The sequence below is a fragment of the Alcanivorax sp. IL2 genome (genome assembly GCF_047495475.1).
GTDB lineage: Bacteria > Pseudomonadota > Gammaproteobacteria > Pseudomonadales > Alcanivoracaceae > Alcanivorax.
The window spans coordinates 1,724,711-1,745,653 of the sequence record NZ_CP179932.1 but is presented as its reverse complement, the minus strand read 5'-3'; the positions used below and the strand labels follow the sequence as shown (position 1 = coordinate 1,745,653).

The 20,943-nt window shown below is 60.9% G+C and carries 21 protein-coding genes; 6 read left to right on the top strand and 15 right to left on the bottom strand.

Annotated features, from left to right (window positions below; genetic code table 11):
* Positions 1 to 50: 50 nt before the first annotated feature.
* From ACMG4N_RS08170 to ACMG4N_RS08160, 3 genes are read left to right on the top strand one after another with little or no spacing between them, the layout of a single operon-like run.
* Entirely contained in the window at positions 51 to 203 is a 153-nt protein-coding gene (locus ACMG4N_RS08170; protein ID WP_272962188.1) for a hypothetical protein, read from the top strand.
* A gap of 5 nt (positions 204 to 208) precedes the next feature.
* The gene (locus ACMG4N_RS08165; protein WP_272962189.1) at positions 209 to 571 is read left to right on the top strand and encodes a PilZ domain-containing protein; all 363 of its coding nucleotides are present in this window, start codon (positions 209 to 211) and stop codon (positions 569 to 571) included.
* Complete coding sequence (locus ACMG4N_RS08160) at positions 564 to 1,289, top strand: class I SAM-dependent methyltransferase (protein ID WP_414430125.1); 726 nt, start codon at positions 564 to 566, stop codon at positions 1,287 to 1,289. The genes ACMG4N_RS08165 and ACMG4N_RS08160 overlap by 8 nt, the downstream gene beginning before the upstream one ends.
* A gap of 185 nt (positions 1,290 to 1,474) precedes the next feature.
* Here the strand turns inward: ACMG4N_RS08160 and ACMG4N_RS08155 are convergent, their stop codons facing one another.
* The 5 genes from ACMG4N_RS08155 to rnd form a co-directional block, all read right to left on the bottom strand.
* On the bottom strand, positions 1,475 to 1,930 hold the full coding sequence (locus ACMG4N_RS08155; RefSeq protein ID WP_272962191.1) for an HIT family protein: 456 nt from the start codon (positions 1,928 to 1,930) through the stop codon (positions 1,475 to 1,477).
* Positions 1,927 to 2,274 (bottom strand): hypothetical protein, encoded by a 348-nt coding sequence (locus ACMG4N_RS08150; RefSeq protein ID WP_272962192.1) that lies wholly within the window; start codon positions 2,272 to 2,274, stop codon positions 1,927 to 1,929. Before ACMG4N_RS08150 ends, ACMG4N_RS08155 begins: the two co-directional genes overlap by 4 nt.
* A 66-nt stretch (positions 2,275 to 2,340) precedes the next feature.
* The gene (locus ACMG4N_RS08145) at positions 2,341 to 2,793 is read right to left on the bottom strand and encodes a YcgN family cysteine cluster protein (protein ID WP_272962193.1); all 453 of its coding nucleotides are present in this window, start codon (positions 2,791 to 2,793) and stop codon (positions 2,341 to 2,343) included.
* The gene (locus ACMG4N_RS08140; protein WP_272962194.1) at positions 2,786 to 3,091 is read right to left on the bottom strand and encodes a YcgL domain-containing protein; all 306 of its coding nucleotides are present in this window, start codon (positions 3,089 to 3,091) and stop codon (positions 2,786 to 2,788) included. Before ACMG4N_RS08140 ends, ACMG4N_RS08145 begins: the two co-directional genes overlap by 8 nt.
* Positions 3,091 to 4,164 carry a ribonuclease D gene (gene rnd, locus ACMG4N_RS08135; protein WP_297766363.1) on the bottom strand — a complete coding sequence of 358 codons (1,074 nt, stop codon included), beginning with the start codon at positions 4,162 to 4,164 and terminating at the stop codon, positions 3,091 to 3,093. Before rnd ends, ACMG4N_RS08140 begins: the two co-directional genes overlap by 1 nt.
* A gap of 236 nt (positions 4,165 to 4,400) precedes the next feature.
* Between rnd and gpmA the strand changes: the two genes are divergently transcribed.
* A complete protein-coding gene (gene gpmA, locus ACMG4N_RS08130) occupies positions 4,401 to 5,147 on the top strand; it encodes a 2,3-diphosphoglycerate-dependent phosphoglycerate mutase (protein ID WP_272961692.1) in 747 nt (248 codons plus the stop codon).
* A gap of 235 nt (positions 5,148 to 5,382) precedes the next feature.
* Here the strand turns inward: gpmA and ACMG4N_RS08125 are convergent, their stop codons facing one another.
* The 6 genes from ACMG4N_RS08125 to ACMG4N_RS08100 are packed head-to-tail and all read right to left on the bottom strand — an operon-like array spanning position 5,383 to position 14,280.
* Positions 5,383 to 8,667 (bottom strand): efflux RND transporter permease subunit, encoded by a 3,285-nt coding sequence (locus ACMG4N_RS08125; RefSeq protein ID WP_414430126.1) that lies wholly within the window; start codon positions 8,665 to 8,667, stop codon positions 5,383 to 5,385.
* Positions 8,664 to 9,827: an efflux RND transporter periplasmic adaptor subunit gene (locus tag ACMG4N_RS08120; RefSeq protein ID WP_414430127.1), complete on the bottom strand. Its 1,164-nt coding sequence runs from the start codon at positions 9,825 to 9,827 to the stop codon at positions 8,664 to 8,666. The genes ACMG4N_RS08125 and ACMG4N_RS08120 overlap by 4 nt, the downstream gene beginning before the upstream one ends.
* The gene (locus ACMG4N_RS08115; protein ID WP_414430128.1) at positions 9,824 to 10,783 is read right to left on the bottom strand and encodes a hypothetical protein; all 960 of its coding nucleotides are present in this window, start codon (positions 10,781 to 10,783) and stop codon (positions 9,824 to 9,826) included. The genes ACMG4N_RS08120 and ACMG4N_RS08115 overlap by 4 nt, the downstream gene beginning before the upstream one ends.
* Positions 10,780 to 11,871, bottom strand: coding sequence for a hypothetical protein (locus tag ACMG4N_RS08110; RefSeq protein WP_297766349.1), 1,092 nt, complete (start codon positions 11,869 to 11,871; stop codon positions 10,780 to 10,782). Before ACMG4N_RS08110 ends, ACMG4N_RS08115 begins: the two co-directional genes overlap by 4 nt.
* On the bottom strand, positions 11,868 to 13,493 hold the full coding sequence (locus ACMG4N_RS08105) for a GH3 auxin-responsive promoter family protein (protein WP_414430129.1): 1,626 nt from the start codon (positions 13,491 to 13,493) through the stop codon (positions 11,868 to 11,870). Before ACMG4N_RS08105 ends, ACMG4N_RS08110 begins: the two co-directional genes overlap by 4 nt.
* A gap of 13 nt (positions 13,494 to 13,506) precedes the next feature.
* A complete protein-coding gene (locus tag ACMG4N_RS08100) occupies positions 13,507 to 14,280 on the bottom strand; it encodes a hypothetical protein (protein WP_414433269.1) in 774 nt (257 codons plus the stop codon).
* A gap of 192 nt (positions 14,281 to 14,472) precedes the next feature.
* Here ACMG4N_RS08100 and ACMG4N_RS08095 point away from each other — a divergent pair, with 192 nt between their 5' ends.
* Entirely contained in the window at positions 14,473 to 15,495 is a 1,023-nt protein-coding gene (locus ACMG4N_RS08095; protein WP_297766338.1) for an AraC family transcriptional regulator, read from the top strand.
* A 125-nt stretch (positions 15,496 to 15,620) separates the two neighbouring features.
* Positions 15,621 to 16,613 (top strand): putative solute-binding protein, encoded by a 993-nt coding sequence (locus tag ACMG4N_RS08090; RefSeq protein WP_297766336.1) that lies wholly within the window; start codon positions 15,621 to 15,623, stop codon positions 16,611 to 16,613.
* A 161-nt stretch (positions 16,614 to 16,774) separates the two neighbouring features.
* On the opposite strand, the gene ACMG4N_RS08085 is transcribed toward ACMG4N_RS08090, so the two are convergent.
* The 4 genes from ACMG4N_RS08085 to dnaX all read right to left on the bottom strand — a co-directional run bounded on the left by ACMG4N_RS08085 (position 16,775) and on the right by dnaX (position 20,917).
* Positions 16,775 to 17,917 (bottom strand): acyl-CoA dehydrogenase family protein, encoded by a 1,143-nt coding sequence (locus ACMG4N_RS08085; RefSeq protein WP_297766333.1) that lies wholly within the window; start codon positions 17,915 to 17,917, stop codon positions 16,775 to 16,777.
* 176 nt (positions 17,918 to 18,093) lie between these two features.
* The gene (recR, locus tag ACMG4N_RS08080) at positions 18,094 to 18,693 is read right to left on the bottom strand and encodes a recombination mediator RecR (RefSeq protein ID WP_414433268.1); all 600 of its coding nucleotides are present in this window, start codon (positions 18,691 to 18,693) and stop codon (positions 18,094 to 18,096) included.
* Between the two features lie 12 nt (positions 18,694 to 18,705).
* Complete coding sequence (locus ACMG4N_RS08075; RefSeq protein WP_272961727.1) at positions 18,706 to 19,023, bottom strand: YbaB/EbfC family nucleoid-associated protein; 318 nt, start codon at positions 19,021 to 19,023, stop codon at positions 18,706 to 18,708.
* Positions 19,024 to 19,051: 28 nt separating this feature from the next.
* Positions 19,052 to 20,917 (bottom strand): DNA polymerase III subunit gamma/tau, encoded by a 1,866-nt coding sequence (gene dnaX / locus ACMG4N_RS08070; RefSeq protein ID WP_414433267.1) that lies wholly within the window; start codon positions 20,915 to 20,917, stop codon positions 19,052 to 19,054.
* Between the last annotated feature and the right edge of the window lie 26 nt (positions 20,918 to 20,943).

Sequence of the window (20,943 nt, the reverse complement as noted above, 5' to 3'; positions counted from 1 at the left end):
CGCGGATAGCTGATACTGTAAAGTATCGGGATAAATCAGGGAGATGGCTGATGAACAAAACGCAGGAGACCCGCACTCCACGGGAAACCGAACCCTTGCCGAAAACGGTTAAACCCGCCCTGCTGTTCCTGCTGTTCCTGGCAGGCGTGGTCGCTACCATGGCGATTGCGGCCTATGCGGTCGACAGAATGATTTACGGATAAATCCTATGGCAACGGCAATGGACAATCGTCGCTTCCCCCGCACCTCGCGCGAAGAAAACCTGGCGCTGACCTTGCTGCCCAGCCAGTCCGGCTCGCTGGACCCGGCCGATCGCCTGTACCTGACCACCCACGATATTTCCCTGGCCGGCATCAGTATCGAGCTGCCGGCCCCGATCAAGCCGAATACGGATGTGGAGCTCTGGGTGGCACTGCTGGAAGAGCACGGCACCTACCACCTGTACGGCACTGTCGCCTGGTGTGCCGCTCCGGAAGGGCAGCTTCTGGCGGGGATTGCGCTGGATCTGGAACGGGCAGATGGCCGCCTGTGGGCCGCCCACTTCGATGACGACGGCTTCTTCAGTGACTGAATCGCTGTTTCAGCGCGGCAGTCAGTATCAGCAGTTTCGCCCCACCTACCCCCCTTCTCTTTTCCAGTGGCTGAGCAATCAGAGCACAGGCCATCATCTTGCACTGGATCTGGGCTGCGGCAGCGGTCAAGCCAGCCGGGGCCTGGAGCCCTGGTTCCGGCAGGTGCTAGGTGCCGACATCAGCCATGAGCAGTTGCTGGCAGCCCCTGCCTCGCGCAGCCACTATCTGCTTAGTATGGCCCATCGATTACCGCTGGCAGACGCCAGCCTGGACCTGATTACCGTCGCCCAGGCCTACCACTGGTTTGATCAGGCTGCCTTTCACGCTGAAGCGCAACGCACCTTGTGCCCCGGCGGCATGCTGGCACTGATCAGTTACGGGGTCTGTGAGGTGACAGGACTGGGAAGCATGATCCAGGATTTTCACGACGGCCCGCTGGCGCCCTGGTGGCCGCCTGAAAGGGCCCAGGTGGTCGCCGGCTACCCGGATGCCGACCTGCCTTGGCCGGCACTGACTTACCCCGGCGACTGCATTACCCTCGACTGGTCCGCCACCGACATGCTCGGCTATCTGGACACCTGGTCCGCCCTGGTCCAGGCCGCCCGGACCGGGGAACATCCGCTGGACGACTTCGCACCAACGCTCAGGCAAGCCTGGGGGGACGGGCTGCGCACGGTACACTGGCCATTACGGGTACGTGCCTGGCGCAAACAGTGAACAGTGAACAGTGAACAGTGAACAGTGAACAGTGAACAGTCTCAGGCTGCGATCTGAGGTAACACTATCAAGTCTTTTGTTGTTCTTTTCCAAAAACAGGCCGCGCCCAAAGGCTGGGCGCGACCTTTTGCGTTCCAGATCCAAAACACCGCCAACTCGCGACGCTGTTAACTATTCACTGTTAACTATTTAGCGGCTTCCGGAAAATGCTCCGCCAGCAGGCCAGCCAGGCGATCCAGTCTTTTGCGGCGGCGGGCCAGGCCGAAGACGTTGAGCAGTCGGGTAGCCCAGGTGAAGGCGGTCGCCAGGGTGTCGCCACCGCGCCGGGGGATCACGTGCACATGAACGTGGGGCACGTGTTGATTGGCTTCACGACCATCATTGACCACCACGTTATGGGCTCTCACCGCCAATCCGGCCTTTTTCTGGGCCACGATGGTACGCCGTGCCAAGTCCATCAGATGGTGCGTCAAGGGGCTATCCAGTTGTTCCAGCAAGGGCGCATGGGTCTTGGGAATCACCAGGCAATGGGCTTCGCGGATCGGAAACAGATCCAGAATCACCATGGCCCGGTCATCCTCGTAGACCACACTGGCAGGCAGCTTGCCGTCGCGGATCTGACAGAAAATGCAGTCGCTCATTGCTCAGCGGCCCCGACGCTGTGCTTGCGCCGCTGACGCCACAGTTCCAGCGCCGCCACGATCAGGGCCACCACCAGCATGGCCAGCAGCGGGCCTCCAGCACGCCACAGGCTCACATCTTCCTGGGCCAACCCGTCGAACAGTGTCACCACCCAGGCCGGCGCCCATTCATCATGCTGCGGTGATACCGACCAGGGGGTCAGTAGCAGCGCTGTCAGCAGGATACGCAACGGCACCTTGGCCCACACGGCCAGCGGCCGGGTCAGCCACCACCAGACGAAGAGCACACCCACACAGCCCAACAAGTACGCCAACCAGCCCCACATATACGCTTGTGTTGTCACAATGACTCCCATCCGGTTCAGGTATCAGAGATAAAGCAGGCCGCACTGAGCCCAGATTAAAGCCGTCTACTCTATCCAGTGAATAATATGCTCTTCCCAATCGTCTTCGTGCACAAGCTGCTCGGAGACCACTCGCCCGGCCACGCTGATTCTCGCCTGCCTGACCGTTCCCGCATCCCCACTGATCAGCGGATGCCACGCGGGTAATGGCTGCCCGTGGGCACGTAGCCGGTAGGCGCAAGTGGACGGTAACCAGGCGGTGTTCCGAGCCACTGCTTCGGTGACCTGGATGCAATCGGGCACCTTGCTAAAGCGATTATCGTACACCCGGCACTGGCATTTTTGGCTATCCAGATAACGACAGGCCAGGTTCGTGAAGGCCAGCTCGCCACTGTCCTCATCCTGCAACTTCACCAGACAGCAACGGCCACAGCCGTCACACAGGGCTTCCCACTCCGGTTTCGACAACTCCCCCAGAGGCAGTTCCCAGAAACGTTCACGCAGGCCCTTCTCAGGCATCCGGCCCTGCCGGTTTGTCAGGATGGCCATCGGCCATGAACATGTCTTCATCCGGTGGCGGCGGCATTTGCAGGTAAAACCCCTTGATGCGGATGTCGTCCATGACTTTGGCGACCTCGGCCCGGGCCAACGGCCGGTCCGGGCTGAGAATCATGTCGCTCACATGCACCGGTTTGCCAAACTGCTTCAACAGCACCTCGGGCAGGTCTCCGGTTCCCTTCTGCCGATCCACATACAGGTACATGCCAGCCTTGCGGCGGCTTTTATAGATCGAGCAGAACAGCTTGCCCTTCAACATCAAAGCAACTCCAGTAAGGGCCTGGTGACAATCTCATGGCGCCAGCCAGTGAGTGGCTCGGGCACCTGATCCGGGTGGCGGATCAGGGACTCCAGCCAGCGACGGCGCATCAGCACATCCGGCTTCATGTTCATGGACTCGGCAATCTCACCGACCCGTTTACGCAGGATCTTGGCCAGTTTTTTCTGGTGAGCATCCGGCGGCCCCGGCAAGGGTTCCGGCGGCGTGCCGCGTCGGCCCTCTGCCAGCAATTCAAGAATGGTATCACCATCGCGGCGAACCACCTTGGGATGCAGACCCAGCTCCGAAAACAAACCCCGGTCGCTGCGGCTGGAGCGGGCCAGATCCAGTAGCTGGGCATCCTTGAGCACAAAGCCCTTGGGCAGATCCCGCTCCCGGGCCATGCGATCCCGCCAGGGGGTCAACACCGCCAGCACCGCCAGCGCCTGACCCTGTAGCAGGCCGGCGCCTTTCACATTGCGCCAGGCCTTTTCCGGCGCGGTTACCGCCTGGGCCTGGGCCAGCAGCCGCTCGCATTCTTCCCGCCACCAGCTTTCACGGCCCAGGTTTACCAACCGGCCCCGGAGGATGTCGGTCACCTCAGGCAGGTATTTCACATCATCCTCGGCATAGAGCAACTGCTCCTGGCTGAGCGGTCGCTTGAGCCAGTTGGTGCGGGTAGCCCCCTTGGGCAAGTCCACTCCGAGCAGCATCTGCACCACCCTCTGGTAACCCAGCTGCATGTCCTCGCCGGTGAGAGCAGCGGCGATCTGGGTATCTTCGATGGCCGCCGGGTAGTCACCGCTGAACGCAGCGATGGCCTCCAGATCCTCGGAGCAGGCATGCATCACCAGGGTGTGCTGCTGAAACATAGGCGCCAGATCCGGGCCGCTCGCCTTGGTGGTATCGATCAGCCGGATCTGCTCACCATCGTGAACCTGCACCAGGGCCAGTTGCGGCCAGAAGGTGCGCTCGCGCATGAATTCGGTGTCCAGATAGAGAGGCGTTGTCGCCGCCAACCCGGAGCGCCAGGAGGTGATGTCGTCGCTGTTGTCACACCAGAGATAAGCCATGAAGTCGCCTGAGTCTGAATTGGCGACGATTATACGGGCTCAGGGCGGCACATTTCAGCAACGCAGGCCGCCGATATGGGATTTATCCGCGAGTCGAGCAGATAACCGCCTGAAGACAGTGTGAAAAATTGCACTCAGCGGATCGAATTCCAGCGAAATATCCCGGCTCACGCTCAATTTCCCGGCGCTTTTCTGCTACGCTTTGCGCCGCACTGAAAACCGCACAGGAATAACCCATGAGCACGAAACTGGTACTGGTCCGCCATGGCCAAAGCGTTTGGAACAAGGAAAACCGTTTCACCGGCTGGAAAGACGTGGATCTCACTGATCAGGGCCGCGAGGAAGCCCGCAAGGCCGGCGAATTGCTGAAGGAAGCAGGCTTTGAGTTCGATGTGGCTTACACCTCCGTGCTCAAGCGCGCCATCCGCACCCTGTGGTCCATCCTCGATAACATGGATCAGATGTGGATTCCGGTGATCCGCGATTACCGTCTCAATGAACGCCACTACGGTGCCCTGCAGGGTCTCAACAAGGCAGAAACCGCCGCCAAGTACGGCGACGATCAGGTGCATATCTGGCGCCGCAGCTACGACACCCCGCCGCCGAAGATGGAGCGCGACGACGAACGCTACGCCGGCAACTTCCGGGTCTACAAGGACCTCAGCGAGAACGAGATCCCCCTGTCCGAAAGTCTCAAGGACACCGTGGATCGCTTCGTGCCCTACTTCGAAAGCGAGATCAAGCCGCAGGTCGAAGCCGGCAAACAGGTACTGATCTGCGCCCACGGCAACAGCCTGCGCGCACTGGTTAAGTACCTGGGCGACATTTCCGACGAGGAAATCGTCAAGCTCAACATCCCCACCGGCGTGCCGATGGTCTACGAGCTGGATGACAACCTGAAGCCCATCAAGAACTACTACCTGGGCGACGCCGAGGAAGTGGCCAAGGCAGCCGAAGCTGTGGCCAATCAGGGCAAGGCATAAGCAAGACGCTGACGGCCTGACGCAAAAGCCCGACCCGGTTTCCCGGGTCGGGCTTTTTCATTTCTGAGGACAGATTAACGCCGGGCAGGCTCTGATAGGCGAGTTCAAAGTTAAAAAGCGCGTCAACGATGGGTTGATTCTGGGCGGCCATGCCCGCGCCATTAGCGTTAATCGCGGGCACGGCATTCCTACCTTTGACAACTTAGTCCGCGTTTCAACTTTAAACTTTGAACTTTCAACTACGCTGCTCAGACGCATCCCGGTCGCTACTCTGATCCTGCCGACCCGCCTCCCAGGCGGAGCGGAGGACGGCATCCTGGTAGGGATTGGTGGTGACCCACCAAGCCGTCATGCGGCCCCGTTCATAGGCCACATCCACGCTGTCATCTTCCGAAACCTCCGGCGCCCGCCAGCGGGCCAGCCAGCGCTGCTGCACGGCTCGCACGTCATGGCTGACCACCAGCAGACAAGGCACCAGCAACAGACTCACCAGCGTCGCAAACAGCACACCGAAGGCCAGGGATACCGCCATGGGTATCAGAAAACGGGCCTGAACACTGGTTTCCAGCATCAACGGCGCCACCCCGGCAAAGGTGGTGATGGAGGTCAGCATCACTGGTCGTAATCGACCGCTCACGCCTTCGATCACCGCATCGCGCAGGCGCATGCCATGGGCCCGGAAACTGTTGATGGCATCAATTAGCACCAGGTTGTCATTGACCACCACCCCGCTCACCGCAATCACCCCCACCAGAGACCACAGCGTCAGGCTGTAACCCAGCAGGAAGTGGCCCATAAAGGCGCCAACCATGCCGAAGGGAATCGCCGCCATCACCAGCAGCGGCTGGCCGTAGCCGCCGAACAGTATCGTGAGCAGGAAGAAGATGGCCGCCAGGGCAATCAGATAGCTGATCGACAGATGATCGAGGAAATCCTGGATCGCCGCCTGCTTGCCAGCCACGGTCCAGCCGGCCTGTTCATCCGCCGTCTGCATGGGCGCCAGCACCTGTTCGCGCAACGCCGTCATCACCTGGGCGGGCGAGGTCACATGTTCATCCACGAAGGCACTGACGGTGGCACTGCGCCGACCATCGTAATGACTGATCATGGCCGGTACCTGGCGACGATCCAGATCTGCCACTGCCGCCAGCACGGTGATTTCCCCATCCGGCAGCTGCACCGGCAGGCGTTCCAGGTCGCTGATACGGCGGCTGTCGCCGCTGGCCAGGCGCAGCATCACCGGCACCTCCTGGTCCTGTTCGAACCAGCGGTCCAGCTCGATGCCGTGGAAGGCATTGCGGATCTGTGAGCCAAGCTGTTCTTCGCGCAGGCCCGCCAGCTTGCCCTCCTCGCGCAGGCCGATATCCACAATGGTGCGCCGCGCATGCAGGTTGTTGGCCACCTCGTGAACCCCTTCCATGCGCGACAGGGCCAGCGCCGTCTGCTCACTCAACCGTTGCAGGGTGGCCAGGTCCGGGTGGAACAGGTTGACGTGAATGTCCGGCTTCACCTGCATCAGACTGGCGTGGAATTTTACCGACAGGGCATCGGCGATCGGCCCATGCTGGTCGCGCCACAGGCTGGCCAGCTCCCGGGGCGGCAGGGCACTGGTATCGCCACCAATGGCCAGGGTCACCCGCACCCGGAAACGGGCACCCGGATCGCGGGCATTTGAGGTTTTCTGGCGTACCCCCTGCTCGGCAAACACCGCGTCCACGGTCACCGGCTGATCGTCGCCCTGCAACTGCGCAGACAGCTTGCGGGCAGAGCCCTCCAGAGCCTGCACTTCACGCAGCAGCCGCGCCTCGCCGGTACCCTGCGGAAACACCACTTCCGCCATCACCCTATCCCCCTCCACCCGGGAGAACAGCACCATGGTCAGCCAGCCGCTGTTGACCAGGGCGCAGCAGAAAATAAACAGCCCCACGAAAACCACCACCAGCACATAGCGCCAACGTAGCGCGCGGCGCAGCAATGGCCGGGCGCGGTGTTCCAGCCAGCGGTCCAACCCGGCGTTGATACGGGTGGAGAGTTGCTCGGACTTGCGCCAGATGCCCCGGGCCGGGCGGTCATAGCTGAGGTGCGAGGGCAGAATCCACAGGGACTCCACCAGCGACAGCACCAGAATGGCCATGGAAACGATGGGGATTACGCGCATCAAGGCCCCTTCCGGGCCGGGCAGAAACAACAGCGGCGCAAAGGCAAACAGGGTGGTGAGCACCGCAAACAGGATCGGCCTCGATACCCGCTGGGCGCCGGCGATGGCCGCTTCCTGGCCACTCATGCCGCCCTGTCTACGTTGCTGATCGATGCTTTCACCGACGATCACCGCATCGTCCACCACGATGCCCAGCACCAAAATAAAGGCGAACAGGGAAATAGTATTGAAGGATTCGCCCAGTACCGGCAGCAAGGCACAGGCGCCCAGCATGCACACCGGAATCCCCAGCGCCACCCAGCCCGCCAGGCGCAGGGTGAGAAACACCCCCAGCATCAGGGTCAGCAGCACCAGCCCCTGCAGGGCATTGCGCCACAGCAGGTGGGAGCGCTCACGGAACTGGGCGGCGTCATCGCTCCACACCCGCAGGGCCACGCCACGGGGCAGCTCCGACTCCTGCAGATAGCCGCTCACGGCCCCGGCCACGTCCAGCACGTTCTGGTCGCCCACCCGGTAGACATCCAGGGCCACCGCCGGCTGGCCGTCCAGCCAGGCAGCCTGACTGTCCCGGGAGAAACCGTCCTCGATATGCGCCACATCCCCCAGCCGCAGCAGGTCGCCCTGCTCCGACTGGCGGATCACCAGCTGCTCGTAGGCGGTGGCATCCCCCGGCTGCTGGCCGGTCTGCAACAGCCAATCACCCCGGTCGCTGCGCAACAGCCCTCCTGCGATACGCTCCACGCTCTCGCTGGCCGCAGCGGCCATGCCTTCAAGCGTGAGCTGGTAGCGGTAGAGATCATCCCGCGCCACGGTCAGCGCCATTTCCCGTTCCGGCAGGTTCTCGATATCCACGCTGGATACCGCCTCATGATTGAGCAGCTGCCTGCGCACATTGTGAGCGAGCTGATAGATATCCTGGCGCGACAGGCTGCCGCTGAGCAGCAAGCGCACCACCCGGTTACGCACGATCAGCTCCTGCACCCGGGGCCGCTCGGCGTCGCGGGGCAAGGTGTCCAGCCCTTCCAGGCGGGTACGGATCTGCTCCAGCACGGCGCGGGTATCATGGCCCTTGAGCACATCCAGTTGCACCGAGCACAACCCCTCGCGGGCTTCGCTGATCAGCTCGGTGCCCCCTTCCACATCGTCGATGGCGGTTTCCACCGGCGTGCAGACCATGGCTTCCACGCTTTCCGGGGTGGCCTGGGGCCAGGCCACGTAGATGCCGATGCGATCCAGCGGCACGTTGGGCAGGGTTTCCTGGCGGGTGTGGGGGATGGCCATCAACCCTGCCAGCAGCAGGGTGATCATCAGCAGGTTGGCTACTGCGCCGTTACGGGCGAACCAGGCAATACTGCGATTCACAGGGTTGTCTCAGTGACAGAACGGTCCGCCAGCCCACTGGCAGGAACGCGGGGATCGATACGCATGCCTTCCAGCAGTTGCAGATCACCGGCCAGTACCACCCGTGACGACGCTGTCACTCCATCGTGCAGGTAGAGGTAGTCGTCATCGTGATGCAGCACTGCCACCGACTGACGACGCAAGCGCTTGTGCTTATCCAACACCCAGACCGTATTTTCGCCGGCCTGAGCCGCCCGGGGCAGCATCGCCACGTTGCGCGTCGGCGCTCCACGCAGCTCCGCCTGCACCAGCACGCCAGGCTCAAGGGGGAGGCCGTCTTGCGAATTGGTGACCTGGACGATCAGGTGCATCATGCGGTTCTTGTTCAGGCCGCCCTCACGCCGCACCACCTTGCCCTGCCACTGGCCATCGCGGCCGGCAAAGCGGCCGCGCAGGGTAACGTTGACCCGCCGCAGGGTCGTTTCATCGCCGGGCATGATGCCAAGCAGAGCCAGCCATTCATCGCGCACCGGCAAACGCACTTCCACCATGTCTTCCTGATATAACCGCGCCAGCACACTGCCGGCCTGAATCTGCTGACCGGCCATCACCTGCACGGCTTTGAGCCGCCCGCTGATGGGCGCTACCAGCTCGGTCTGTTCCTGGTTACGCTGGGCCTGGCGCAATCCGGCACGGGCGGAGGCCAGCCGGCTGTTGGCTTCGTCCAGTTGTGGCTCAAAACGGCCCAGTGCGGAAGACCGTTTGTAGGACCCGGACACCCGTGCTCGCGCCCGGGTTTCTTCCAGATGCAGGCGCGCGGCGTGGACCGCGTTCTGCTGGGCGGTGACTTCCAGGGCAAAGGGCTCCGGGTCCAGTTTCAGCAGTACCTCGCCAGCAGTCACCCGTCCCCCGTCCGCCAGCAGCGGCGATACTTCCTGCACCCGGCCGGAGACTTCCAGACTCAGGGGTAATTCGTGACGAGCGCGAACCAGGCCCTGACTGTGCACCGGGATCACCACGTCTTTCCATTCCACTTGCCAGGTATCTAGCGCGAGTATGGTGTCTTCCGTTTTCAGGGTGGGGGTAGCCGGCGGCACCAGATAGAGCGCGATCACCGCCAGCCCCATGGCCAGGGTCGCTAGCAGGGCCACCAACGCACGCAGACTGAGAATCCGTTTCATGCCGTCACTCCCAGCCCTTCAACCCAGCGTTGCAGGCATTGCTCGGCCACCGCCTGTGATGCCCCCAGGGAGGGGTGCAGCTTCAGCGCCAGATTGAGGCTGCCGTTGACGATCATCATGCCGTTGGCCACCGGGTGATTGGGGCTGCCCGGACCGCAGCAAACGAACACCGTATCCGGGGGCAAGCCGGCAGAAACAAAATCGATTTGCCATTCTCCCAGGTTGGAAAAGGACCCCGCGTGTTGGGGGCCGTTGAGCAGGCGAGCACACAACCAGTCCACCCCCCGCTGGCCGATCACCCGGCCAATGCGGGCCAGGTGCCAGTAGCGCCAGTGAATATTGGCTTTCAGGTAGCAGCGGATAGTGCCATCCAGCTGCTCTGGCGTGTCATCTCGATCCACGGTCAGATAAAAGGCGCTGGACAGGTTCATCCCCGGCCGCCCCATGGGCACTACCCCGCGCATATTCACCGGGAAACACCAGCTCACCGGACCGGGGCCCGTCATCAGGGTCTCCGCCACGGCACGATGCAGAGCCAGCAACAGCAGGCTGTTGAGCGACACTCGCTTGGCGTCGGCACGCTGCCGTAACCCTCGGGTCTGCTGCGGGCTCAGCCACTGCACCAGTGGCTCATCCGGCTGTTCCTGCAGAGACGCGTCAAAAGCACGCCATTGTGGCGATTGTGGCAGACGTTGCTCTGGCCGTGACTGCCAGCGCCGCCAAAACGAGGGCGCCCGTGTCTGACGGCTGAGGGGCATGGTTGGCTGACGAACCCCCATACGCTTGAGGGACTCGGCGATACCCCCCACGCCATCATGGTCTCGATGGCGCAGCGCAACGGTATGGCGCTTGCCGGTACCCGGCGTGATGAAGATAAACTCGATACGATCATCAATACCGAGCCGGGCGCGGGCCCGATACCACATGCCGATGTAGTCTGTTGCGCTGGCACTCACAGGCGAGCGACCTCCACATAGGGCAGGCGCCCGTCGAGCTGGTCTCGCGGATCGCCGTCATAGCTCACCAGAAAATGGTCGCTGAGCAACAGCCTGCGACGGTAACTCGCTGGCACCCGGGCCAGCGGGTCCTGGGCAAAAAAACCACATACCAGTGCATCATAGTGACCATGGAAGCGGCTGATGGCATCGTCCAGCAACAGCCGGAGCAGCTCCGGGCGATTGTCCTCCACCACCAGGCTGTGCAGAGTCAGGTAGGACAGCACACCGCCCGGTGCCGGCAATTTCATACCGCCACGCAGCAGGCTGTGGGTGTTGTAAAGATGGCGCATGACACCCATGCCGCGGGCATAGGCCAGGACTCGTGTCTGCTTGATACCCTGCTGATCCCAGAACCCCATCAGCCCCTTGAGCGTTCCACCAATCCACAAGCCGATAAAGTTGCTCGGGCTGAGCCCGTAGCAATAGGCATCACCCCGCACGCGAGACACATCCCAATAGGGGAAAAACTGTTTCTGGGCGCCTTGATAGCGCAGCAGCTGGGAAATAGCATCCAGGTCTGTCTCACCAGTCTGGCGAATGACCACATCGTCAGGCAGTTTGCGGGGGCGAGCCCGGGTATAAAGCATGCTGGTTTCAATGGTGCCCGACGGATAATAAGTGGGCAGCCCGGCTCGACCACTGGCCACCGTGGACAGGGACGCCATGTTGTCGCGCAACACCGTGGTCTGCATCCACTCACCGTCCGCCAGTTGCTTGCGCAATTGGCGAAACAGCCGGTGCAGAATCATGCCGTCGCGACAGTGTGGTGCAATACGCAAATCGTGGGCGTAACGCACCGGCTTCGCCTGCCCGTTTACCCACACATTGCGCCAGCCTACATTGTAGACCGCGCCGATCGAGCCCTGGCCCTCACGGGGCTCCGCCACCCAGACATCCGGCTCTTCACAGGTCACCCGGGCGCCACGAAAGTAGTCCGGATTACGTTCGAAATTCAGGGTGACTGCACCGGGCTGAGGCGTGCCCTGCAACAGCGACAGGATAGCGCCGTTATCTTCCTGCCGGGCCTGGCGTATGCGGTAACTCACAGCACTGCCTCCCCGACTGCCCGAGCCGATGCCTGCGAGTGGCGAAGCCATACCGGCAACTCTCCGGGCCAGTACTGCAGGGACTCCATCTTGATGTTGCCTTCGATCATGCCCCGCTCGCGGCACTGCTGAAGGTAACGCTCGCGCATGTCCGGGTGAATGACGCAACGCAGCGGTGCCAGCTGTTCCAGATTGCGGGCCAGCTGGTAATGAAAGTGTTGCTGCAGGGCACTGTCGAGGGCAGTTGCCACTTTTGCACTTTCCGCGCTCTCCCCTTCCAGCAACAGCACATAACCGGGAATACCCTCACCGGCATCCTCCACTGCCACCGTGCACACAGGCAGGGTTTTTACCGGCAAGGCGATACTGGCAAGCACGGCATCCAGCGCCGCCGCGGTGAGTTTTTCACCGACCATGTCCGTGGTACCAGCACGCCCCAGGAAGGTCAGCGCAGGAATCCCCCCCGGCATGCCATCAACACGGACCAGATCTTTCAGGCGATAGCGCAGCAGGCCACTACCGGTACTGAGCAAGGGCATCACCTGCTGCCCCTGCTCCAGTTCCCAGGGCGCATAGATGGTGCCATCGGACGGGTCCTGAAATTCATACACATGGCTGCGATAGGCCAGCGCGTGTTGCCCCTGATAGGGAATGGTGACCACCCCTTCGGTAGCCCACAGCCCCTTGCCCTGGAACGCCGCCTGCGGCAACAGGGCGTGCAGCTGCCGGGCCCAGGGCCCGGACGCAGCAGTATCCCAGGCACTGACCAGCGCCAGTGACGGCCACAATGTCATAAAGAAATCCGCACTCAGGCGGCCATCCCACTGACGCAGTAGTTCCGCCCCCCGGGTGGATCGGGGGCAGGACTGGGTATTGCTGCCCAGCATGCGGTTGCCCCAGGAGCCGGTCGCCAACACCTCGGCCAATTCCTCACGCCACGTGGCCATGGACTTGAGCAAGCCCAAACCGAAAGTGGGGCTCCAGATGGACATCATGGACAAGGAAGAATCACTGATCAGATAGGCCAGCGTGGCAAAAAGGGAATCCTCGGACGTGCGCGCCAGAGACACATCCTGGGGTACTGCCTGGGTAGCACCAGCCAACAACCGCTTGCCCATGGACATGAGCTGAATATCGTCGTTGATATCCTCCCGCATGTTGTCCCGCAGCGAGGTCGGCACCCAGGACATGGACCAGTAGTGACGGCCCTGCCTGAGCCTGGGGAACTGACGGTACAGGTCCACGATCCAGGGGCTGATGGCGTTATCCAGTTCCGAGAGAAAATGGCGGGTATAGGGAATCCACTTGATCGCCGAAGTGGATCCGCTGGTGGGCTGATAGCGAACCACAGGAGACTGTATCAGGGCATTGCCACCAGACTCGCGAGCACGATCAACCGGGTTACGCCAGTGCTCGTACTCGCTGACCGGTACGCGCTCGGCAAAGGTCTCCCAGTGCCAGTCTGCCGTTATGCCCTGGCGCTGCCCGACCTCACAGGCTGCCACCTTGCGCAGCAGCAACGCCAGTTTTCGCCTTTGCACGCTTTCCAGATGTGCCCGCCCGGCGGCAAAGCGCCGCTCCCCCGGCCAGGCGGCCATTTTGAGCAAACGATGTCCGAACATGGTTACCCCGGTTTTATTCGCAGGCTACAGCTGCAATTTGCGTTTTTGTTTTTCTTCGTTGTTTACGCCACAGAGAGAACGGGTAACTGAACAGCAGGGAAAAGTTGATTTCCCCGATACAAGGCAATTCGGTACCCCGGTTCCAGGTAGGATTACGTGTTTCGAAAAATTGAATCTTTTCATTTGCCTGGCGCATTTCTGCGGTAATGTTTGCCACATCGGATTTCAAGTGAGTATAACCCTCACCGAAATCCAGCAGTTTTTTCTCTTCACAGTAGTAATCGGCAAACAAGCGCTCACAGTAGGAATCCACTAGAGGCGCAAGCTGGTCACTCTTTCCTTCCGGATGCGGGTAGTAATTGTGGAAGTTATTCGCCATCAACAAATAGGTTTTATAGCCTTTTGATATCAGCAACCAGAAAAGGGGGCGAAAAGGATGACGCAACTTCTCACGAATCATGCGAAAGAAAAAAGTCACCTGCAGAGCCCGGCTACCCCAGTATTTTTCTTCGATGATGGTATCGCCACTAAAGACGCCTTTTACCTGGCGGCCGGCCACATTCATGTCCAGGGTTTTCAGGGTAGAGAAACCAACCACGCGCTTGGTCGGTTTTTCCTCCACCAGGATCACGCCACTTTTTTCCACCATGTCCCGACAAAAAATATCCAGACTTATATTTTCGTAGTACCCCGAATAAATCTCATACATTCTTCGCATGATCGGAACTGATACTTTGGAAAGGGGTAGATAACGAGCTTTAAGGGTTTCTGTTTTTTCCCTTTGCATTTTTCTGCTCCATGATTATTTTTATGCACAAAAAAGCGGGGCTCATCATCTCCATGGAAGGTGACCGACTTAATAGTTAAAGCGGCCATTTTTTTGTTAAAAAGGGCAAGCAGTATTTAAAACCGGCAAGATAGCCAGCCTAATGAGAGCTTCATCACAAGCATAACAACAACTGCATCAGGCATAATAAAAATGAAAAACGACGGAATGGCACTCGACGTTCCTCTCATCTCAGTCCGTTATGCCCGCCGCTTTTTGCGGTTTGTACAAAAACATGGAATTAATGGCACGGTAGTGCTCGAAGGATCTGGCATTGATGGTCATATGCTCGACAATCCGGACGCTTATCTTTCCATGCGGCAGGTGCAACATCTGCTACACAACGGCAACCGTCTACTCAACGATCACACCGCACCGTTTCGTTTCGGTCAGGAGCTGGACCTGCAAGGTCATGGGCTGTTCGGATTTGCGCTGTTGCGACAACAGGATTACCGCAAGCTGGTGAACATGGTGGTGCAGTATCTACGGGTATCGCTACCACTGATGGATATGGAAATTCACTGCACTGGCGAACTGATTTCCATCCGCCTGCATGACAACTGGGACCTGAAAAAACTAAAACCCATGGTGGCCAAGATCTACATGGGCAGCATCCATGCACTGGCATCACTGGTCTGTCGAACGTTCACGTTCGAATTTGATTTTGCCTGCCCCGGCAACAGTCTCGCCTGGCAGCGGCTGGCCGACGGTGTAGAGGTAAAGTTCAACCGGCCACATAACCAGGTATTGATGCCGCTATCGGGGCGTCAGGCCAAGGATGACGATGCCAGCGTAGCCACCTACCTGGCCGCCGCCCGCTCCCGGGAACAGATCCAGGGCGATAACAGCCTGAAGGTGGTCATCAAGGTGCGCCACGAAATCATGAACGGCCCGGGCCGTGACAGCACCCTGGAGCGGGTGGCTCAGAAACTGGGCATGAGCCCGCGATCAGTACGGCGTCATCTGGGTCTGGCCGGTTTTGCCTTCAGCGGCATCCGCAATGACATCCGCGAAACTTTCGCAAGCCGCTATCTGCTGGAAACGGACATGCCACTGGAAAAGATCGCCGACCAGCTCGGTTACAGTGATCAGGCCAGCTTCAGCAAGGCCTACCGCAGCTGGACCGGACGTACCCCGGGGGAAGTCCGTCGTGCCAGTCGCCCTGACCGTAACTGATGGAAATTGACCTAATCGCTCCAGGGGCAGGCGCTTGGGTTTTTCCATTTCCCCATCATTCCCACTAGTATCAAGGGCACCATGCTGCACACCTTCATACCAGCAATAACAAGCAGGATAGATCCATGAAGAAGTTGATTATCGCCGTCACTACGGCCTTTGCCCTCACCGCTTCGCTGGCCGCCCAGGCCGAATCCATCAAACGCAAAATCTGTGTCTTTGATATCGTCGGCAACGTGGGTCCGGTAATGGGTGCCATGAAAGACTGGCAGACTGCCGCCCTGGGCTGGGGACTGGAAGTGGAGCTGATTCCCCATACCAACGAAGCCATTGCTGCTGAAGATCTCAAGGCCGGCGTCTGTGATGCTGCCCTGATCACGGGTATCCGCGGTCGTAACTTCAACAAGTACGCCGGCACCATCGATTCCATCGGCGCCATTCCCTCCATGGAACACATGAACGTTGTCCTGAAAGTGCTGGCGCACCCGCAAACCGCCGACAAACTCTCCCAGGGGTCCTATCAAGTCATGGGCGTGGCCCCGGCCGGTGCAGCCTATGTCTTCGTGAACGACCGGGAAGTCAACTCCCTGGCCAAGGCGGCCGGCAAGCGTGTAGCAGTGCTGGAATATGATGAAACCCAGGCCATTCTGGTTTCCCAGGTTGGCGCCACCCCGGTGGGATCCGACATCACCAACTTCTCCACCAAGTTCAACAACGGCGTGGTCGATGTCATCGTCGCTCCACTGGTGGCCTATGATGCGCTGGAACTCTACAAGGGACTGAGCCCGGATGGCGGCATCATCGACTACCCGCTGGCCCAGCTAACCATTCAGTTGGTTGCCAAGAAAGACCGTTTCCCCGCCGAGATGGCACAGAAGTCCCGCGAGTATTTCTACAACAACCTGAACCGCATCACCGAGCAGCTGGACAAGGAGGCCGAAAAGGTCGACAAGCGCTGGTGGGTGCAGATCCCGGATGCCGACAAGAGCGAATACGAAGTGATGATGCAGGAAGCCCGCGATCAACTGCGCGAGCAAGGCTATTACGATCCGGACATGCTCGGCCTGCTGCGCAAGGTACGCTGCAAGATGGATCAGACACGGGCGGAGTGCACCTGACAGCTACAAGCTACAAGCTACAAGCTACAAGCTACAACGCGATTGAAGCTTGTTGGCGCTCTAAAGCAAAGAGGCCGCGCCCATAGATTGGACGCGGCCTCTTGCGTTTCAGAATACAAAACCCTTTACCGTGTTGCAGCTTGAAGCTTGGAGCTTGCCACTCAAAGCCCCAACTGCTTGGCGATCACCTCGTTCATGATCTCGTGGGTGCCACCGCCGATGGAGAGGATGCGGTTGTCGCGATACAGGCGTTCGACCACGGTACCGCGCATATAGCCGCTGCCGCCAAACAACTGGACCGCATCATAGGTCACCCGGTCGGCACAACGGGTAGCCACGTTCTTGGCCATGGACACATCCAGCACACAGTTTTCGCCAGCGGCAATCTTGGCAGCCACCCGATAGGTGAACTCGGTGCTGGCTTTCACATCTGTGGCCATTTCCGCCAGCTTGTGACGAGTGACCTGGAACCCGGCCAGGGGACGACCAAAGGCTTCCCGCTCTTTCACGTACCGCATGGCCTCATCCAGCGCCAGTTGGGCTGTGCTGTTGGCGGTGACCGCCAGCACCAGACGCTCCATCTGGAAGTTGCTCATGATGCAGTAGAAGCCGCCGTTTTCCGGGCCGATCAGGTTTTCCGCCGGCACCCGGCAATCCTCGAAGAAAAGCTCGGCGGTGTCTGACGCCCACCACCCCATCTTCTTCAGCTTGCGGCCCACGGAAAAGCCCGGGGTGCCCTTCTCAACCAGTAACAGGCTGATACCGCCGTAGCCCTTGTCCCCGGTGCGCACTGCCACGGTGTAATAGTCCGCACGCACACCGCTGGTGATGAAAGTCTTGGCGCCGTTTACGACATAGTGGTCGCCATCGCGTACCGCGCGAGTGCGCAGGTTGGCCACATCGGAGCCGCCATTGGGTTCGGTAATGGCCAGGGCAGAGATCTTCTGTCCACCGATCACCTCCGGCACCACCTTCTGCTTCATGGCATCACTGCCCCACTTCCAGATCGGCGGCAGACCAATATCCAGGGAGCCCAGGCTGGCGCACAGGCCGCCGGACGAACACCGCACCAGCTCTTCGCAGGCGGCGATCTTCATGAACACATCTTCGCCGGTGCCACCGAGCTCTTCCGGGGCATTGATGCTCAGGATGCCGGCATCGGCGGCCTTGTTGTAAAGCTCGCGGGGAAATTCACCGGCTTCTTCCCAGTCATCCACATGGGGCAGGATTTCCCTTTCCACGAATTTGCGAACGGTTTCGCGCACCATCTGGTGGGTTTCATTGAAATAATCCAACGCGCTCACAGAGCCTCCTTTTTATTAGCTGACCTAGCGCTTGCTTGGTGGCTAACATAGCAGAGGGAAGCAGCAAGAGGCCAGAGGGGTATCTGGCGCTCTTCAGTGAGAAGCGATGCTTGGGTTAACCGGGTGGGCTTATTCGCGATGCAAGCATCGCTTCCCACAGAGGTCTGGTGCCGGTTTCACGCAAATGGACGACGACCGCGCAGGGCCTGCGCCAGGGTGGCGCCATCAACGAACTCCAGATCGCCGCCCATGGGCACGCCCTGGGCGATACGGCTGACGGTGATGCCGGCCTCCTGGGCCAGATCCAGCACATAGTGGGCGGTGGCTTCGCCCTCCACGGTGGTGCCGGTGGCCAGAATCAATTCATTGATCTCGCCCTGCTTCAAGCGCTGCTCCAGCACATCCAGCCCCAATTCCCGGGGACCAACACCATCCAGGGGAGACAATTCGCCCATCAGCACGAAGTACTGACCGCGGTATTCACCGGACTGCTCGAAGGCCAGCACGTCCGCCGGGGTGGCGACGATACAGACCAGAGCAGAATCACGCTTGGGGTCGCTGCACACCGGACAGAGCTCCTCTTCCGCATAATTGCGGCAGCGCTGACAATGCTGCACGCCGTCCATGGCCGCATGCAGGGCATCGCCGAGCCGGCGGCCCTCCTCCCGGCCACGGTCTAGCAGGGCATAGGCCATGCGCTGGGCGGAACGGGGCCCGACACCGGGCAGGCAGGTGAAGGCGTGGATCAACTGGTCAACCAGCGGCGCATGCTTCACAGGCAGCGCCCCTTACGGCTTGAAGCCCGGCGGAAAGGGAAAACCGCCGGCCATGTTCTGCATGTTGTCCTGCTGCTGCTTTTCCACCCGACGCACGGCATCGTTAACAGCAGCGGCCAGCAAGTCTTCCAGCAGTTCCTTGTCCTCGCTCATCAGGGACGCATCAATGTCCACGCCCTTGACGTCGTGACGACCATTCATGGTCACCTTCACCAGGCCGGCACCGGATTCACCGGTGACTTCCGCATTGGCGGCCTCGTCCTGCATCTTTTTCATCTTCTCCTGCATGGCCTGAGCCTGTTGCATGAGAGAGTTGATATCGAAATCCATCATTGTCTCCACCCGGACTGACCGGGAGTTATTCCACTGTTTCTTTTGGCGTTACGCTGCCTTCGTCCAGCCGGCCATCAAAGGTGCTTACCAGCTGCTGCACCACCGGATCCTCATGCAGGGTTCGGGTGGCATCAACCAGCAGTTCCTGACGCCGGGCTTCGGCCATAGCTTCCGGGGTATCGCCGGCTCGGCGTTCGTAATCCACCTGGATCTGGATGCGCCGCTGGAAATAATTTTCCAGCGCACCACTCAGCTCGTCCAGCCGTTCCCGGTTAACCAGTACCTCGTGCCCGGTGCTGATACGCAAGGTCCAGACCGTGTCTTCCCGGCTCACCAGCACTGCGTTGCGAGCGATATTGCGCACGGTGCCGTCCAGGTCCAGACGCAGCAGCAGAGCGGCCCACCAGGTGGCCACCTCGGATTCGCTGGTCGGTTCCTGCAGCGGCGCCAGCGGCGGCTCTTCTGCGGCGCTCTGCGTCGGCCGCTCTGCAACGGGTTCCGGCACCGGCTCCGCTGTGGGCTCCGGTTCAGGCTGGGGCGGCTCGGGCTCTGATGGAACGGGCTCAGGCGCCGTCTGCTGACTGGGCTCCTCGCGGCCTGGACGTTCCACCTGAGCCAGGGCGGCGGAGGTGGCGCCACCTTGAGGCACCGACTCCACAACCGGACTGGCAGCGGGCTGGGAAGTGGGCGGCGTTGGCGGCGCGGGGGCAGCAGCGGGCCGGTCCAGCGGGGCTCGCAAATCCGGTTTGCCGCCGGCTTGTGCCGACGGCGTCGCCGCTTCAGGCTTTTTTGCGCCGGCGTGTTCCCCCCGGGTCGGCAAGACCCCTTTGGGGGTAAACAGCACCATGCGCAGCAACAGCATTTCCAGCGCCGCGCGGCTGTCAGGGGCATCCTGAAGATCCCGACGGCCACGCACAGCCACATCGTAATAGAGCTGTACCTGCTCGGCGCTCAGCGCCGCCGCCAGCTGGGTAATGGTCTCGTCATGGCTGCCCGGCACCGCCTGACAGACTGCCAGCTGGTGCAGCTGACTGATCAACTCGTCCAGTAGTGCCAGTTCCCCGGGGCAATGCTCGCTGACGGTGGCCAGCGCCTGCAGCACACCGGCCGGTTCCTGTTCCGCCAGCGCCACCAGCAGGGTCAGCACATGGTTGCGATCCACGGTACCCAGCATGGCGTTCACCGCCTCACTGCTGAGTTGCTCGCTGCCGAAGGCAATGGCCTGATCGGTCAGGCTGAGCGCATCGCGCATGGAGCCCTGAGCCGCCTTGCCCAGGGCCAGCAGGGCCGGCGCCTCGTAGCGGATCATTTCCTTGTCCAGCAGGGCCTGTAGATGGCCGGCGATCTGCTCCGCGGGCAGCGCCTTGAGACTGAACTGCAGACAGCGGGACAGCACCGTCACTGGCAGTTTTTGCGGATCGGTGGTGGCTAGCAGGAACTTCACATGGGGCGGCGGTTCTTCCAGGGTCTTGAGCAGCGCGTTGAAGGAATGCGCTGACAACATGTGCACCTCATCGATGAGGTAGACCTTGTAGCGGCCCCGGGTCGGCGCGTACTGCACGTTGTCGAGCAGCTCGCGGGTATCTTCCACCTTGGTACGGCTGGCAGCATCCACCTCGATGAGGTCCACGAAGCGGCCTTCGCCGATCTCTACACAGGTAGGGCAGACACCACAGGGACGGGCACTGACGCCCTGCTCGCAGTTCAGGCAACGGGACAGGATGCGGGCGATGGTGGTCTTGCCCACCCCGCGGGTGCCGGTGAACAGATAGGCATGGTGCAGGCGATCCTGGTCCAGCGCATGCATCAGGGCCCGCGAGACGTGCTCCTGCCCCACCAGCTCATCAAAAGTGCGGGGACGGTATTTCCGGGCAAGAACCTGATAACTCATAGCACTCCAACCAACAGGGATCGACA